Origin of the sequence: Maribacter sp. IgM3_T14_3 (assembly GCF_049603095.1) — a bacterium.
In the GTDB taxonomy this organism is placed as follows: domain Bacteria; phylum Bacteroidota; class Bacteroidia; order Flavobacteriales; family Flavobacteriaceae; genus Maribacter.
The window spans coordinates 729,478-746,595 of sequence record NZ_CP187138.1 but is presented as its reverse complement, the minus strand read 5'-3'; the positions used below and the strand labels follow the sequence as shown (position 1 = coordinate 746,595).

General features: G+C 35.6%; 12 protein-coding genes. 9 read left to right on the top strand and 3 right to left on the bottom strand.

The genetic code is table 11. The features are described from left to right. Position 1 precedes the first annotated feature (1 nt). Positions 2–2,434 carry a TonB-dependent receptor gene (locus ACPF9A_RS03450; RefSeq protein WP_424001679.1) on the bottom strand — a complete coding sequence of 811 codons (2,433 nt, stop codon included), beginning with the start codon at positions 2,432–2,434 and terminating at the stop codon, positions 2–4. 191 nt (positions 2,435–2,625) lie between these two features. Between ACPF9A_RS03450 and guaA the strand changes: the two genes are divergently transcribed. The 4 genes from guaA to ACPF9A_RS03430 are packed head-to-tail and all read left to right on the top strand — an operon-like array spanning position 2,626 to position 7,288. Beyond that, on the top strand, positions 2,626–4,158 hold the full coding sequence (gene guaA, locus ACPF9A_RS03445) for a glutamine-hydrolyzing GMP synthase (RefSeq protein WP_424001677.1): 1,533 nt from the start codon (positions 2,626–2,628) through the stop codon (positions 4,156–4,158). Between the two features lies 1 nt (position 4,159). After that, the gene (locus ACPF9A_RS03440) at positions 4,160–6,361 is read left to right on the top strand and encodes a LysM peptidoglycan-binding domain-containing protein (RefSeq protein WP_424001675.1); all 2,202 of its coding nucleotides are present in this window, start codon (positions 4,160–4,162) and stop codon (positions 6,359–6,361) included. 1 nt (position 6,362) lies between these two features. Continuing rightward, positions 6,363–6,767, top strand: coding sequence for an OsmC family protein (locus ACPF9A_RS03435; protein WP_424001673.1), 405 nt, complete (start codon positions 6,363–6,365; stop codon positions 6,765–6,767). After that, on the top strand, positions 6,755–7,288 hold the full coding sequence (locus tag ACPF9A_RS03430) for a DUF922 domain-containing protein (protein ID WP_424001671.1): 534 nt from the start codon (positions 6,755–6,757) through the stop codon (positions 7,286–7,288). The genes ACPF9A_RS03435 and ACPF9A_RS03430 overlap by 13 nt, the downstream gene beginning before the upstream one ends. Before the next feature lie 73 nt (positions 7,289–7,361). Here the strand turns inward: ACPF9A_RS03430 and ACPF9A_RS03425 are convergent, their stop codons facing one another. Continuing rightward, entirely contained in the window at positions 7,362–8,231 is an 870-nt protein-coding gene (locus tag ACPF9A_RS03425) for a hydroxypyruvate isomerase family protein (RefSeq protein ID WP_424001669.1), read from the bottom strand. Between the two features lie 60 nt (positions 8,232–8,291). Between ACPF9A_RS03425 and ACPF9A_RS03420 the strand changes: the two genes are divergently transcribed. The 3 genes from ACPF9A_RS03420 (at position 8,292) to yidC (ending at position 12,145) form a co-directional block, all read left to right on the top strand. Then, the gene (locus tag ACPF9A_RS03420; protein ID WP_424001667.1) at positions 8,292–8,525 is read left to right on the top strand and encodes a DUF3820 family protein; all 234 of its coding nucleotides are present in this window, start codon (positions 8,292–8,294) and stop codon (positions 8,523–8,525) included. A gap of 59 nt (positions 8,526–8,584) precedes the next feature. Beyond that, positions 8,585–10,222 (top strand): CTP synthase, encoded by a 1,638-nt coding sequence (locus tag ACPF9A_RS03415; RefSeq protein WP_424001665.1) that lies wholly within the window; start codon positions 8,585–8,587, stop codon positions 10,220–10,222. A 69-nt stretch (positions 10,223–10,291) separates the two neighbouring features. Continuing rightward, complete coding sequence (gene yidC, locus ACPF9A_RS03410) at positions 10,292–12,145, top strand: membrane protein insertase YidC (RefSeq protein WP_424001663.1); 1,854 nt, start codon at positions 10,292–10,294, stop codon at positions 12,143–12,145. 481 nt (positions 12,146–12,626) lie between these two features. Here yidC and ACPF9A_RS03405 read toward each other — a convergent pair whose 3' ends face one another. Then, positions 12,627–14,498, bottom strand: coding sequence for a fasciclin domain-containing protein (locus ACPF9A_RS03405; protein WP_424001661.1), 1,872 nt, complete (start codon positions 14,496–14,498; stop codon positions 12,627–12,629). Positions 14,499–14,827: 329 nt separating this feature from the next. Between ACPF9A_RS03405 and mnmA the strand changes: the two genes are divergently transcribed. Next, on the top strand, positions 14,828–16,018 hold the full coding sequence (mnmA, locus tag ACPF9A_RS03400) for a tRNA 2-thiouridine(34) synthase MnmA (protein WP_424001659.1): 1,191 nt from the start codon (positions 14,828–14,830) through the stop codon (positions 16,016–16,018). A 157-nt stretch (positions 16,019–16,175) separates the two neighbouring features. Continuing rightward, the gene (locus tag ACPF9A_RS03395; protein ID WP_424001657.1) at positions 16,176–17,117 is read left to right on the top strand and encodes an NAD(P)H-dependent flavin oxidoreductase; all 942 of its coding nucleotides are present in this window, start codon (positions 16,176–16,178) and stop codon (positions 17,115–17,117) included. Position 17,118: the final 1 nt, after the last annotated feature.

Sequence of the window (17,118 nt, the reverse complement as noted above, 5' to 3'; positions counted from 1 at the left end):
CTTAAAATTTGAATATATAATTTACTGAAGGAATTAGAATAAGTACAGAGGTTCTTGTAAGTTCTTTTTCCTCTGTTCCATTAGGGTCATTGTAATTAGGATATTTGGTGTCTACTGTATAAATAAACGGGTTTTGTCTGGCATAGGCATTATATAATGAAATAGCCCATGTGCGTTCGCGTCCTTTCTTTTTCTTTTTATGAAATTGCCATGCTAAGTCTAGCCTATGGCTTGTCTCTCCTCTAAAATTATTTCGTTGCGTTGTAATATCTTGTAAGCCTCTATTGAAAAAGTTAGAACCGGCAATAGGGAAATTACCTCCTATTCTCTGTAAATTGGGTAAGGTATAATTGTTTCCTGTAGATAATACCCAAGTGGCTGAAAAGGTAAATCTATCGCTAGGTTTGTAAATACCGACCGCAGAAATATCATGTCTTCTATCGTATCGATCGTAAAACTTATTACCATTGTTCAACTCTTCAAATTGTCTTTCTGACCATGAAAGTGTGTAGCCCAACCAACCTGTTAGCTTGCCAGTCTGTTTTCTTAAGAGTATTTCTGCACCATATGCCCATCCTTCGCCCGCGGTAATATTCTCTTCCCAATCTAAGTCTGCGCCAGATTCTAGATTATCTAATGCTAGAAATGATGCGCCCTCTTTATAGGCAATAATATCATTCATATTTTTATAATACCCTTCAAGGGTTAATGAGTAATCTTTATCAAAAAAATCTTTAGCGATACCTACTGCAAATTGCTGAGAGCTTTGCGGTTTTACATTGTCGGTAGAAGAGACCCATAAATCTGTTGGCAGACCTATACCAGAACTTGACAAAAGATGAATGTATTGGTTCATTTTAGCATAAGATGCTTTAAGTGCCAAATCTGGTTTTACATTATATGAAAGGGCTAATCTTGTTTCTGGATTGATATAGTTGGTGTCATTGTAATTAAAATAACTTAACCTTAAACCAAGGGAAGACCTTAGTTTATCGGTTATTTTCCAATCATTTTCTATGTACATAGCACCTTCTAAAGAATTCAATTCTTCTGTTTTATCTATGTCTTCTGCGTATGTATCTTTTAAAAGAATTCGTTGTGGTGTAAAACTATGGCTGGTAATCTCTGCTCCAAAACGCAATGTATTTTTACTATTTGGATAGTAGTCAAAGCTAGTCTTTAGAGTTAGGTCTTCTATGCCAGAGTTAGTTTTAAATAAATACTCGACCACATTTTCATCATAAGTGTCTGTATATTCATCAGATATATTAAAGTCGTAATTGCTATATATCAATGACGTGTTTGCGAATAGTTTATCGTTAAACTGATGATTCCAACGTAATGTAGATGTAATATTGCCCCAGCCAAGCTTTACTTTTTCATCTGTATATTGGTCTTTAAACGAACTGTAGAATTTATCTCTTCCATAATAGTTGCTCCAATATAATTTGTCTTTTTCACTGAAAATGTGATGTATCTTAAAATTTAAATCAGCAAAATAGTAACCCCCTTTTCCGTTTTCTTCAGACAAAAAAGGTTGAGCTAAAATATCTGCGTAGGTACGTCTTCCGCTGAAAATAAAAGATGTTTTACCTTTATTGATAGGACCTTCTAGTAGTAAAGAAGATGAGATTAGACCAATATTAACTTTACCAGAGAGCTTTTCTTTGTTTCCATCTTTCATATCTATTTTAATAACAGAAGATAATCTACCTCCAAACCGTGCAGGAAATCCTCCTTTAAATGCTTCTACAGATTTTATGGCGTCACCATTAAATACAGAGAAGAATCCAAATAAGTGATTCGAATTGTATACAACTGCATCATCTAAAATAATGAGGTTCTGGTCTGGCGTACCACCACGCACAAAAAATCCTGAACTGCCTTCTGACCCTGCCTGAATGCCAGGTAGTAACTGCAGTGTCTTTAAAACATCTTTTTCACCCAGTAATGCAGGTATATCAGCTACCGTAGAAGGGTTAATCTGTATTTTGCTCATTTGGGTGACCTTACTTTCTTTTACCTTACTTTCAGCACTAACAATAACTTCATCAAGTGATTGCGTGTCTGTTTCAAGTGTAATATTTAAAGATATGTCACCTTTAATGTCAACTTCTTTAATTATTGTAGTATAGCCAATTGTAGAAATATAAACGGTATGTTTACCTTTTGGCAGTGATAGCGAAAAAAAACCATAATCATTTGTAGTTGTTCCTCTCTTTAGTTCAGGAACATATATAGAAGCGCCTAAAAGGTTCTCTCCACTACCACTTTCGGTAATGTAACCGCTTATAGTAAAGTTATTTTTAGGTTCTTGATAATTGTTGATGTTTACATTTGAGCTATTGTCGGTAGAACTTGTGTAGTTAACTTTTCCATAAGACTTGCAAATAAGTCCGAGGAAAAATAAGCTGTGGTAAATCTTATTTTTCAAAAGGTTAGTGTTTGGTGTTAATGTTGCCTACAAGTAAGCGGAATTTTCTTACACTATTTGTTAAGAAAAATACAATTCATTTTATTTTATGATTTTATGGCTTGTATTGTAATTTCAATTTTAAACCTATTTGTTAAAAAATATAACCGAAATAAGATGGTTTCAACATTTGGTTTTTGCTATTTTTGCCCATGCAAAATAAAGTCCTGATACTAGATTTCGGTTCACAATACACCCAACTGATTGGAAGACGTGTACGTGAGCTGAATATTTTCTCTGAAATTAAACCTTATAATAAACTGCCAAACGACCTTTCTGAGTATAAAGCGGTGATTCTTTCTGGATCTCCTTTATCGGTTAGGGGCGAAGATGCCGTTCACCCGGATCTGTCAGAAATTCGTGGTAAAAAACCATTATTGGGTGTTTGTTATGGCGCACAGTATTTGGCACATTTTCATGGCGGTAGTGTCGAGAAATCGAATACCAGAGAATATGGTCGTGCCAATCTTAGCTTTATTAAAGAGAACGAACCATTTTTTGATAAAGTAAGTACAGGTAGCCAAGTTTGGATGAGCCATGCAGATACTATCAAGCACCTTCCAGAGAACACGACTTTATTAGCTAGTACGCACGACGTTGAAAATGCCGCTTTTAAGTTTGAAGGTGAAGAGACTTATGCAATTCAGTTTCACCCAGAGGTATATCACTCGAAGGATGGAAAACAGGTTTTGGAGAACTTTTTGGTGAATATTGCCGGAATGGAGCAAACTTGGACTCCCGATGCTTTTGTTGATAAAACAGTGGCGGAGCTGAAAGAGAAAATAGGCGATGAAAAGGTGATTTTAGGATTGTCTGGCGGAGTAGATTCTACCGTAGCAGCTGTTTTGTTACATAAAGCAATAGGTAAAAACCTTCATTGTATATTCGTAAACAACGGTCTTTTAAGAAAGAACGAGTTTGGTGATGTATTGAAGCAATACGAAGGTATGGGCTTAAATGTAAAAGGTGTAGACGCTTCGGCACGTTTTTTGGATGATTTAGCTGGTGAGAGTGATCCCGAGACCAAAAGAAAAACTATTGGTCGTGTATTTATAGAAGTTTTTGATGATGAATCGCATTTGGTTGAAAATGCAAAATGGTTGGCACAGGGTACAATTTATCCTGATGTTATCGAGTCTGTATCGGCAACAGGCGGTCCGTCACAAACCATAAAGAGTCACCATAATGTAGGTGGTTTGCCAGATTTCATGAAATTGAAAGTGGTAGAACCATTGAAGATGTTGTTTAAAGATGAGGTAAGAAGAGTAGGTGCTAGTTTGGGTATCGACAAGACATTGTTAGGTAGACATCCTTTCCCAGGTCCTGGTTTGGCAATTCGTATTCTTGGTGATATCACGCCTGAGAAAGTAGCTATTTTGCAAGAAGTGGATGCTATTTTTATCGACGGATTAAAAAAATGGGATCTATACGATAAAGTATGGCAAGCAGGTGCCATTTTATTACCTGTAAATAGTGTTGGTGTAATGGGCGATGAACGTACATATGAAAAATGTGTAGCGCTTAGAGCTGTAGAAAGTACAGATGGTATGACCGCCGATTGGGTCAATTTACCGTATGAATTTTTACAAAAAACATCAAATGATATTATTAATAAAGTCCCTGGCGTCAATCGTGTCGTATATGATATAAGTTCGAAGCCGCCGGCAACAATTGAATGGGAATAATATGAAATATATATTTAATCAAGTTTACATTATTTGGGCATTTTGCTTATTGGTCTCTTGCACCGCAATGGCTCAAAAATTCAATACCCATCAAGTAAAGTCAGGAGAAACCTTAGAAAGTATTTCTAAGATGTACGGGGTTACACCTGCTAGCATACTTCAGTACAACAAAGAAATAAAGGAAGGTCAGAAATTAAGATCGAACACTATTTTGGTGGTACCGGGTAAAAAGATAGTCGCAGAAACAAGTACACCAACTTCGAATACCGCAACTATTAAAGGTGTAAAGAATGAAGTTCAAGAATCTATAACCGAAAGAGAACCTGTAGGTTATACAGAGCACCGTGTCAAGAAAAAAGAAACAATTTTCGGTATTACACAAATGTATAAAATTACTGAAGATGAGCTAAAAAAGTACAATCCGGCGTTGTATGCATCTCCACTTCAAAAGAAGATGGATCTGCGTATTCCTAAATATCGTGCTGCCATGGTTGAAGAGGTGAGCACAGACGAAGGTGATTTAGAAAAATATATTGTAGCGGCAAAAGAAACGCGCTGGAGTATAGCTCATAAATATGGTATTACCATTGATAAAATGTTAGAGCTGAACCCAGGTTTATCTGCAGCAAATAACTACTTGTCTGAAGGTTACGAGTTAATGATGCCTAGAATTGCAGGTAGTACGGTAAAAAATCAAGTAACTCAGTTGTACACCTCGTATACGGTACCTGCCAAAATGAATTTCTATCGTTTAGAAAAAGAATTTGGGGTAAAGTCAGATGAAATAGTTCGTTTAAATCCTGAGATTACAGAACGTGGCGGACTGAAAGAAGGTATGGTTATTCGTATTCCTGAGCAGAAAGTAGCCACAGGAGAAATAAATACGGACAACTATATTTTTTATGAGGTTAAGCCAAAGCAAAATGAGTTTCGATTGACTAGAAAGTTCGGAATGACCTGGGCAGAATTGGTTGAATTAAATTCCGATTTAAAAGGAGGTCTAAAAGCAGGTATGGTTTTAAAACTACCAAAAGATAAGGTTGGTGATTTTGAGGTAAGAAATGCTCTAGTGCTAGATAAAGTAAATTTATTAGATAGTATAAATGTTGGGGTAAAGCCAAAGGTATTGTTCTTACTGCCATTTAGATTAGATAAAGTAAATTTAGAGGACAAGGAAAGTGCAGAAAAAACCATTGATGCCCGAAGAGATATGACTGTTAGTTTAGGTCTGTACTCAGGTGCTCTTGTAGCAATAGATTCTATGAAATCTTTAGGTATTTCAATAGATGTTAAAACATTAGACAATCAATTAGATTTGGCTACAACTAAGCAGTTATTGCAAGGGGAACAGTTAGGTAACTACAATGCCGTTTTCGGTCCTTTAGATGCGCCATCTCTTAAAGAAACAGCTGTGCAGGCATCGAAATTCAATGTGCCAGTTATTGCACCGGTAAATGCTAAAAGTGATATTATTTTAGATAACGTATTCTTTTCTTACACAGATGAAGAAGTATTATGGAAGCATATGTTAGATTATGTTGAAAAAAACCGTAAAGAAGAGACGTTATTGATCATTGCCGATGAGGATAATAAAAAGGAGAAGGAAGCTATACTTAGACGTTTTCCGACAGCTAAAGTGGTGGTGGTAAAAGAAGAAGATAAGAATATTGGTATTAATAGAGATAAACTTCAAACATTACTTTCAAATGATGTTTCTAACTGGGTATTTGTAGAATCTGATAATTATAAGCTGATTGCCAGTGTAGTTTCTATTCTAAATTCATTCAACACTGCAGCTCTTGATCCAGAATTTGCAAAAGGTAATATGAAGGTACGTATGTTTACGACAGATATGAATTCGGCTTTTGAAAATGACGTTATTTCAAATACCCATTTATCGAATTTGAAGTTTACGTATCCGTCAGTAAATCGTCAAGTGACAAATAATTCTTTTGTTGAACGTTATAGAAAACGCTTTGGAGATGATCCAGATAGATATGCAATAAGAGGATTTGATTTGACTTACGATTTATTATTGAAGTTAGCTTATAATAATAACCTTATCGAAGTTTCAAGATTTATTGGTGAAACCGAATATAATGGTAATAAATTCGATTACCAGAGAATAGGGGTTTCAGGGTATTATAATCAATCGTCATATATAATGATGATCGATGATTTAAGAATTAAAACTATAGAATAGAATGACATCAAAAGTTACTTACAATGGCGAGTTAAGAACGGAATGTGTTCATTTAAAATCGAGCGATTCTTTTGTGACAGATGCACCAGTAGATAATAACGGATTAGGTCAGGCATTTTCGCCGACAGATACGGTAGCTACAGGTTTGGCAAGTTGTATGTTGACAATGATGGGTATAAAGGCAAATGGTTTAGAGGTAGACTTAAAAGGTACTACGGCATCGGTAACCAAACACATGGCGGCTTCGCCTAGAAGAATATCTAAAATAGAGGTAGAGGTTCATTTGCCAAAAGATATTTCAGATAAGAACAGAAAGATTTTAGTGCACACGGCAAATACATGCCCTGTGCACTTTAGCTTGCACCCAGATATTGAGAAAGTAATCACATATAATTGGGACTTATAAAAAGGACACATTTTATATTAATTATTTTAGCGCTGCTGACCCTTTCGTATGTTCAGAGTCAAGAAGTAGTTTCTTGGGAACCTGATTTTAGATTTACTTGGAGTGATTTCAAAGGAGCTGTACCCGTAACTTCAGGTGCTGCGGCAACAACAGCGAGCGGTATTACCTATCGCTTTTCCACTTTTTATGAGAATGACGAATTGCAGGTAGATTATAAGGTATTCGCTTATTTCTATCCGACGAAGTCATGGTACAAACCTAAGCTCTGCAATGATGTCACCTTGTTACATGAGCAGTTGCATTTTGATATTACTGAACTCTATGCACGAAAATTGCGAAAGCAATTGGCAGAGACAAAATTTACGAAAAATGTAAAAGAAGAGATTCGTAAAATTTATAAAGCCACCATTCGTCAGCTGAACGATTTTCAAAATAAATACGATTCAGAAACTAATTACTCAAGAAATTTACCTGTTCAAGAACGTTGGGGGAAAGAGATAGAGGAAGCTTTAAAAAAATAAAATATTTTGGTAATCCATAAATAAAAAAGCACCTCTAATTGGGGTGCTTTTTTATATTAAAGATACTCATGCGTTAAACATCACAAATGGTAACCCCTTGCTTTAATGCAGCTAATTTATTATCCCAACTTGGTACAAATTCTTGAGCTACGTGCCCAGTATAGCCAGTTTTTAAGATAGCCTTCATAACGGCAGGGTAAAAAATTTCTTGAGTTTCATCAATCTCATGTCTACCTGGGTTACCGCCTGTATGGTAGTGCCCGTAGCATTGATGATAGTCTTTTATATTTCTTATAATATCACCTTCCATAATTTGCATGTGGTAAATATCATATAATAATTTAAAGTTTTCAGAACCTATGGTCTCACAAAGAGATACGCCCCATTCAGAGGTATCGCACATATAGTCCTTATGATTTACTTTACTATTTAAAAGCTCCATTTGTAGAACTACACCGTGTTTTTCTGCTAATGGCATTAATTGTCTTAGTCCTTTGGCGCAATTTCTTAACCCTACCAAATCATCCATTCCATTTCTATTACCACTAAAACAAATTAGATTAGTATATCCGGCTTCGGCAACTAAGGGAATTACTCTTTCGTAATCTGCAATTAACTCTTCATGTAAAGAGAGGTCGTTCCATCCTTTTTCAATGCCCATGCCAGCACCCCAGCACATAGATGCGTGAATGTTATATTTTTTGAGAAGAGGAAATTCATCCGGTCCTACCAAATCGATAGACCGAATATCAAGTTCCACTAAATTTTTAAGAAAATCTTCAAAAGGGATGGTTCCATAGCACCAATAACAAACGCTATGATTAATATTGTACTTTAATTTAGCTGTAGTATCAGTTTTTCTATTGTTTGCTATTGCAGCTGAAGTAGTTAAGAATCCCACAGAAGCAGCTGCTGAGGTTCCAATAAAATTTCTTCTTTTCATGTTAATTGATTTGTAGATTGAGTAGTTGATTCTTTAAAGATAATTTTTTTAGATTTAAAAATGGAAATTAATCCAGATAAGCAGAAGTTAATAGAATTGGCGCATTACCGTATGCCATTTGGCAAGTATAAGGGCAAGTATTTGATTGATTTACCAGAGCCATATTTAGTGTGGTTCAATCAAAAAGGATTTCCTGATGGTAAATTGGGAGATTTGTTGCGTTCTATGTTAGAAATCAAAACAAACGGCCTAGAATCGATAATTCGAAAAATACAGAAACATTTTCCGAAGTAAACAGCTTAAGTTCTAACCTCAATTAGTAACTTTGTGTCCCGTAACATAGAATTCGATACATGGCACAAACCAAATACATCTTCGTTACGGGAGGCGTTACTTCATCACTAGGAAAAGGCATCATTGCTGCATCTTTGGCGAAATTACTGCAATCTCGCGGCTACAAAACTACAATTCAAAAGCTAGATCCTTACATTAATGTAGATCCAGGAACCTTAAACCCTTATGAGCATGGCGAATGTTATGTGACTGATGACGGTGCAGAAACAGATCTAGATTTAGGTCATTACGAGCGTTTTCTTAATGTTCGTACCTCTCAAGCCAACAATGTTACTACCGGTAGAATTTACCAAAGCGTTATTGAAAAAGAACGTAGAGGCGAGTTTTTAGGTAAAACGGTTCAAGTAGTTCCACATATTACAAACGAGATAAAAGAACGCGTACAGTTGCTAGGCAATAGTGGCGATTATGATATTATTATCACTGAAATAGGTGGTACGGTTGGTGATATTGAATCGTTACCTTATATAGAAGCGGTTCGTCAATTACTTTGGGAACTTGGTGATAACAATGCTATTGTTATCCATTTAACCCTCGTACCTTATTTATCTGCTGCAGGTGAGTTAAAAACGAAGCCAACACAACACTCTGTAAAAACATTGATGGAAAGCGGTATAAAAGCCGATATTCTGGTGTGTAGAACAGAGCATGAAATTTCTGATGAGATAAAAGACAAACTTGCACTTTTTTGTAATGTAAAGCGAGAGGCGGTTATACAAAGTATAGATGCATCAACTATATACGATGTGCCTTTATTAATGCAAGAAGAAGGTTTAGATACCGTTACCCTGCAGAAATTGGCATTACCAAATACAGTAGAGCCAGACTTAGGTCGTTGGAACGAATTTTTGGCAAGACATAAGAACCCAAAAAATGAAGTTACTATAGGTTTAGTAGGTAAATATGTAGAATTACAAGATTCTTATAAATCTATTTTAGAGTCATTTATACATGCCGGTGCCGCTAACGAGGTAAAGGTAATTGTCAAATCTGTGCATTCAGAATATATTACGGCTACTAACTACGAAAGTAAATTAAAAGGATTAGATGCTATTTTGGTGGCACCAGGTTTTGGTGAGCGCGGTATTGAAGGTAAAGTGAAAGCAGTTGAATATGCACGTGTAAATAAAATTCCGTTTTTAGGTATCTGTTTAGGTATGCAAATGGCGGTTATTGAATATGCACGTGATGTATTAGGACTCACAAATGCAAACTCTACTGAGATGGATGAGAAAACGCCCGATCCAGTAATTAGCATTATGGAAGAACAAAAAACTATTACCGATAAAGGTGGTACTATGCGTTTAGGTGCGTGGGACTGTGAATTGAAAGATGGTAGTTTGGTTAAGAAAATGTATAACGGTGCTTCTCAAATATCTGAACGTCATCGTCATAGATATGAATTCAATAATGCCTATTTAGAGCAACTAGAGAATGCCGGTCTTATGGCAACAGGTTTCAATAAAGAGACTAATTTGGTTGAAATTGTAGAGTTAAAAGATCATCCTTGGTTTATTGGCGTGCAATATCACCCCGAGTATAAGAGTACCGTAGCTAATCCGCATCCATTATTTGTAGGCTTCGTTAAGGCTGCTTTAGAGCATAAAAAGGCACAAACTAATGCCACAATGGCATAAACATCATATTTGGACATATATTTGCTTTCTTAAAAATTCAAAATATTCCCAATTAATTAGATATACCACATGGAAGAAAAGAAATTTGACGTAAAATCCATTATAGGCTTCGTGCTTATATTTGGAATACTCATCTTCATGTTTTACCAAAATCAACCAACTCCAGAAGAGTTAGCGGCAGAAAAGGCAAAGCAAGAACAAGTAGAGGCTGCAGAGGCATCAGAAAAATCGGAAACACAAACTGTCATTAATGATGTACCACAGCTAGATTTACAAGATTCTACTGCAGTTGCTAATTACCAAGGTAAACTTGGTGCTTTTGGTTTTACTAAACCTTCTAATGATATTACTACATTAGAGAACGATGTTCTTTTATTGAAAATCAGTAATAAAGGTGGGCAGATCGTAGAAGCGAAAATGAAACAATTCGTTACTTACGATTCTATCCCGGTTTATTTGGTGAAAGACGGTAATGCTTCTTTCGGATTAGATTTTGCGACATCAGATAATCGAACATTGAATACTCAAGATCTGTATTTTGAGCCGACAATGACCAATGATAATGGCAACCAAGTATTGTCGTTAAAAGCGAAAACTTCTAGCAATCAATATTTAGAATATAGATATGAAATGAAGCCAAATGATTATTTGGTAGATTTCACGATAAAGTCAAAAGGCTTAGATAATGTTATAAGTTCTAGCAAGCCAGTTCAATTAGATTGGAAATTAAAGGCTATTCGTCATTCTAAAAGTATACAGTACGAGAATAGATATACACGTTTAACTTATAATCATGAAGATGGTAAAATAAGTAAGCTTTCTGAAGGAAGTGATGATGAAGAGACTGAAGAAGATGTAAAATGGATTTCTTACAGGCAACACTTTTTTAGCAGTATTCTAGCAGCAGATCAGCCATTTAAAAGCGGAGATCTTACTTCTGTTAATTTAGTAGAGGAAGAAAGTAGAACTTTCGGATTTACCAAAGAATATGCATCTGCATTACCGGTAGAATTGGAAGGCGGAGAAATTTCTAAAGATTTACATTGGTATTTTGGCCCTACAGATGTTGATACCTTATCTAAGTATGAAGATTTAGGTTTGGTAGATTCCATTCCTTTTGGTTGGGGTATTTTCGGTTGGATCAACCGTTACGTATTTACTCCTTTTTACGGGTTAATCAGTACTTATTTCCCTTATGGTATTGCAATTGTTATTATGACAATTCTAGTTCGTTTGGCAATGTCTCCAGTAACATACAAGTCATATTTATCTCAAGCTAAAATGAAGGTGTTAAAACCAGAAATTACAGAGCTAGGTGAGAAGTACAAAGATAATGCGATGAAGAAGCAGCAAGAAACTATGAAATTGTATGGTAAAGCCGGTGTCAGCCCCATGAGTGGTTGCATACCTGCGGTCATACAAATGCCAATTTTCTATGCGCTGTTTATGTTTTTTCCAACATCTTTTGCATTAAGACAAAAGCCATTTTTATGGGCAGATGACCTTTCTTCTTTTGATACTATTTATCAATTTCCAGAAGGATTCTCTATTCCGTTTTACGGAGATCACGTTAGTTTGTTTCCAATATTAGCATCTATCGCTATATTCTTTTACATGATGATGACAACAGGTCAGAATATGCCAACTCAGCCAGGGATGCCTAACATGAAGTTTATCATGTACCTAATGCCTTTTATGATGTTGTTTTTCTTTAACAACTATGCGAGTGGATTGAGTTTGTACTACTTTGTTTCTAACATGATTACTATAGGTATTATGCTGGTGATCAAAAACTTTATTCTCGATAATGATAAAATTCATGCCCAGATACAAGAGAACAAGAAGAAACCTAAGAAGGAAAACAAGTTCCAAAAGAAAATGCGTGAAATGATGGAACAAGCAGAAGCTCAGAAGAAAAATTAAATAACCGTAGTGTTATAAAAATAAAAAGCCCTTTCAATATTGAAAGGGCTTTTGCCATTGATTAAGGCTTGGTTTGGTAAGATTTGGGATGTCAAAGATGAAAATAAATGAAGGTTATATAAAAAGTTAGTTGTAAAGGGTGGCATATTGTATGTTAAAAGAGTGTATGATGATGTTTAAGTTTTTTTGAAATAGAATACTTTCTTTGAATTACAGCTTTTATAAAAAATTAGGTTAGAATGTTTAGGTATTTCACATCAAAAAATCAAATAGTGCCAAATATTGCTTACAGTTTTAAAACTTTGTTAAAGGCTATGTAGCTATCTGCATTTTATAATTAGTATACTTTATAGTCTAGGCTTATCGTATAATAAAGATTTTAATTGAACAGACGGCGCTGAAAATTAGCTAAGCAATCTTTAAATTTTATATAAAAAAGAGCCACATATTGCGGCTCTTTATGTTTTGAAAAAGGTATAAGTTAGTTCGTTGTATCTGGGATCATAACGGTGTCTATAGCATGTATAACACCATTGTTAGCTTGAACATCAACAGCAATAATGCCGATTTCTGCATTACCCGATCCATCAGTAATGGTAACGTTACCATCACCATCGATAGAAAAAGTTAAAGTGTCACCTTCTAAGGTACCAGGAGAAACCAACCCGTTACTCAAGTCGCTAGAAACAATATTTGCGCCAACGATAACATGATGATTTAATACAGCTGTTAATACCTCTCCGCTTGGTACTGCTGCTAAGTTTGCAAATGCTTCGTTAGTAGGGGCGAATACTGTAAAGGGTGCTGGATCTGTGCCGGTAGCTGTGCTTAAAACGCTTACAAAGTCTGGCTGACCTTCAGCGGTTAACGCGCCTACAAGTGAACTGAAATTAGGGTCGGCTGTTGCGAACGTTACCACACTTGGTAAATCAATTACCATATCTACCGCATGTATAATTCCGTTAGTGGCGACGATATCAGCTGAAGCAACTGTACTTGTTCCATTTAATATTACGCCATCATCAACATTCACATAAATACTTAAATTATCGCCATCTACATTAGACGCTGCAGTGTTAAAATATGTATTAGAAAGACTTGCTGCATTAGCAGCTGCGCCAGAAATTACGTGGTTTGCTAAAATACTATTGATGTCATTATCTGAAGGATTTGTAAAACTGTCAAAAGCAGAATTTAATGGAGCGAATACTGTAAAGTCAGTTTCTGAATCAGAAAGTAATGTAGTAAAAGTTGTGTTGCCGTCTGCCGTAAGTGCACCTACCAAAGATGTTAAATTAGGATTTGCTACTGCATGATCAACAATGTTAGGTAGGCCTATTACTGCATCAACAATATGAACTACACCATTAATTGCTTTGTTGTCAGCACCTGTAACCGTAGAAACACCATTAATAACAACACCATCCTCTATATTTATAAACATACTAAGATTTGCATCGTTAGGGCCTGCGGTTGAAAGAGATGAAACATATCCGGTAGCCAAATCAGTTGATAAATTGGTACCTGCTACAACGTGGTTTAATAAAACCTGAGTAAGAACATCTGTTGGAATATCGCTAAGAGCAGCAAAATCATTTGCTTCTAAAAAAGCAGCAAAGGCATCATTTGTTGGGGCAAATACGGTAAACGGACCTTCACCTGCCAATACTGTTGGTAAGTCTCCATCAGCAGCTATTAATGCCTCAACTAATATACTTAGACTTGGTACTGAAATAGCCAAATCTGTTATAGAAGTCAATAAGACACTGCTCAATGCATCTAAAGCTTCTTGAGGAATCAATACTTTATCGATAATATGGACAATACCATTTTGTGTTTCTACGTCGGCTGTAGTTACCGTAGCCATTTCGGCTGCGGCATCTGTAAAGGTAACTCCGTTAGCAATGCTAACAGTTAGTGTTTCTCCTTGTAGTGTAGTTATGGTTTGCCCTTCTGTTAAATCCCCAGAACTTACTGCAGCTCCAGATACTACATGATATTTTAAAATGGTTGCCAATAAGTCTTGCAACTGCTCATTGTTAAAATCATCTAATGTGTCAAAACCGTCTAATCGAGCTAAAAGACTTGCGAATGCATCATTTGTTGGTGCTAAAACCGTAAAAGGGCCTTCACTACTTAAAGCTGTAATCAAATCGTTATTTGCACTTTCATCGGCTTTTGCCAATGCTGATACTAGAGAGCTTAAAGAACTGGTTTTTTGTGCAACCTCTACTATATTATCTTCTTCAACGATAATTACCGGATCATCATTGTCATCATCGCTGCAAGAAGCAGCAAAAACTAACAGCATAACCATTGCTGTCGATTTTAAAATTTTACTTAGATTTTTCATTTGCTAATTTTTATTGTTGAACTATTTTAAAGTAAATCTAAACAAAATATTAAATGAAAAAATTATCAATATGTTAAAAAAATGATAGAATAATTGTTTTATGTTCTAAAAAACAGCTATTAAATACATATATCATGGTAGTTTCACTTCGAATTCTAAAAAAAATGTTTAATAAATATTTATAAAAGTTTAACATATAGTTTGTTAATGATACATTGAGAAATACCTAAGATTTTATAAATTTTTAGTTCTACGAGTTTTCAAGCTTGTTCAAAAAAATGTATTCTTGAATTGAAATTTTGTAATTTTGTTGCGACCAAGAAGATGATATGGAAAAAGTAGTAATAGGACTTTCTGGAGGGGTAGATTCAAGCGTAGCAGCATACTTGCTAAAAGAGCAAGGGTATGATGTTATTGGCTTGTTCATGAAAAATTGGCATGATGATTCTGTAACGATATCAGAAGAGTGTCCGTGGTTAGAAGATAGTAACGATGCGTTAATTATCGCTGAGAAATTGGGTATTCCATTTCAAACAGTAGATTTAAGTGCAGAATATAAAGAGCGTATAGTAGATTATATGTTCAAGGAATATGAAATGGGGCGTACCCCGAACCCTGATGTGCTTTGTAACAGAGAAATCAAGTTTGATGTCTTCATGAAAATAGCAATGCAATTAGGGGCAGATTATGTTGCAACTGGTCATTATTGCAGAAAAGGGACACTTCATAATTCTGATGGTTCTGAGACATATCAATTATTGGCAGGAAAAGATGGTAATAAAGACCAATCTTATTTTTTATGCCAATTATCACAAGAGCAATTATCAAAAACATTATTTCCGATAGGGAAGTTGACCAAGCCACAAGTGAGGGAAATTGCCAAAAAAATGAATCTGATTACAGCAGATAAAAAAGACTCACAAGGTTTATGCTTTATTGGTAAGGTTAGATTACCTGAGTTTTTACAACAACAATTAAAACCTAAAACGGGAAAAATTGTAGAGGTACCTGCAGGTTTCGATACGTATGATAGAGTTATACCATCGTTTACAGATAAAAACGCTGAGTTAGAATTTTATGCAGAGAAACCGGTTTATCATTTAACAGATGGTAAAATAGTTGGTGAACACCAAGGTGCGCACTACTTTACAAAAGGTCAACGCAAAGGGTTACATGTAGGTGGTACTAAAGAACCTTTATTTGTAATTGATACCGACGTTAACGAGAATATCATTTACACAGGTCAAGGTAAGGCTCACCCTGGTTTGTATAGAAGAACCTTGTTCGTTAAAGACGAAGAAATACATTGGGTACGTACAGATTTAGCTTTAGATATCGATGATAAGTTAGAAGTAAAAGCACGTATTAGATACCGTCAAGAACTGCAAGACGCCACAATTTATAAAGTAGAAGGTGGTATGTATGTTGATTTTAAAGAAATGCAATCTGCAATTACCGAAGGTCAGTTTGTAGCATGGTATATTGAAGATGACCTTGTAGGGTCGGGTGTAATTTCATAGCTGGAGTGTTACATTTTAAAGCGCATAATAGTATCTTTAAAATGTAATTTTTTACTCAATTATCGAGATATAAGAGTTTCAATGCTTGCGTGGAATTCTAAATAAAATTTTCAACACAAAGCCTTGGGTGATTACTTCGAGGTAAATTACTTCATTCATGCGAAATAGAATTACCGAACTTTTTAAGATAGAATTCCCTATTATTCAAGGAGGAATGATTTGGACTAGCGGATGGCGATTAGCCAGTGCTGTTTCTAACAGTGGGGGTTTGGGTGTTATTGGTTCGGGAAGTATGTATCCTGATGTTTTAAAAGAGCATATTCAGAAATGCAAGAAGGCGACTTCGAAACCTTTTGCGGTTAATGTGCCTATGTTGTATCCTGATATTGATAAGTTGATGGATATTATAATCGAGGAGGATGTAAAAATTGTATTTACATCTGCGGGAAATCCGAAAACATGGACATCCATCCTTAAAGAAAAAGGAATTACTGTTGTACATGTAGTGAGTAGTTTAAAGTTTGCATTGAAAGCTCAGGACGCCGGCGTAGATGCTATTGTAGCAGAGGGCTTTGAAGCAGGCGGACATAACGGTCGTGATGAAACAACAACTTTGGTATTGATCCCTGCAGTGAAAGAAAAAATAACTATACCCTTAATTGCAGCTGGCGGAATAGCAACAGGCAAAGCAATGTTGGCTGCCATGGTTTTAGGAGCTGACGGAGTGCAAGTTGGTAGTCGATTTGTAGCCAGTGAAGAAGCATCAAATCACATTAATTTTAAAGAAGTTGTCGTTAATGCCAATGAAGGAGATACTCAATTAACATTAAAAGAATTGGCACCCGTTCGTTTAGTGAAAAACAAGTTTTATAATGAGGTACAAAAAGCATACGTTGAAGGAGCAACTACCGAAGAATTGAAAACCCTTCTAGGTAGAGGTCGTGCCAAAAAAGGCATGTTCTTTGGTGACTTAGAAGATGGCGAGCTAGAAATAGGTCAAGTATCTGCTTTGATACACGACATAAAACCCGCTGGTGAAATTATTAATGAGATAATGAGTGAGTTTACAAAGAGAAAAGCGGAAATTTCCTCTTTGTAAA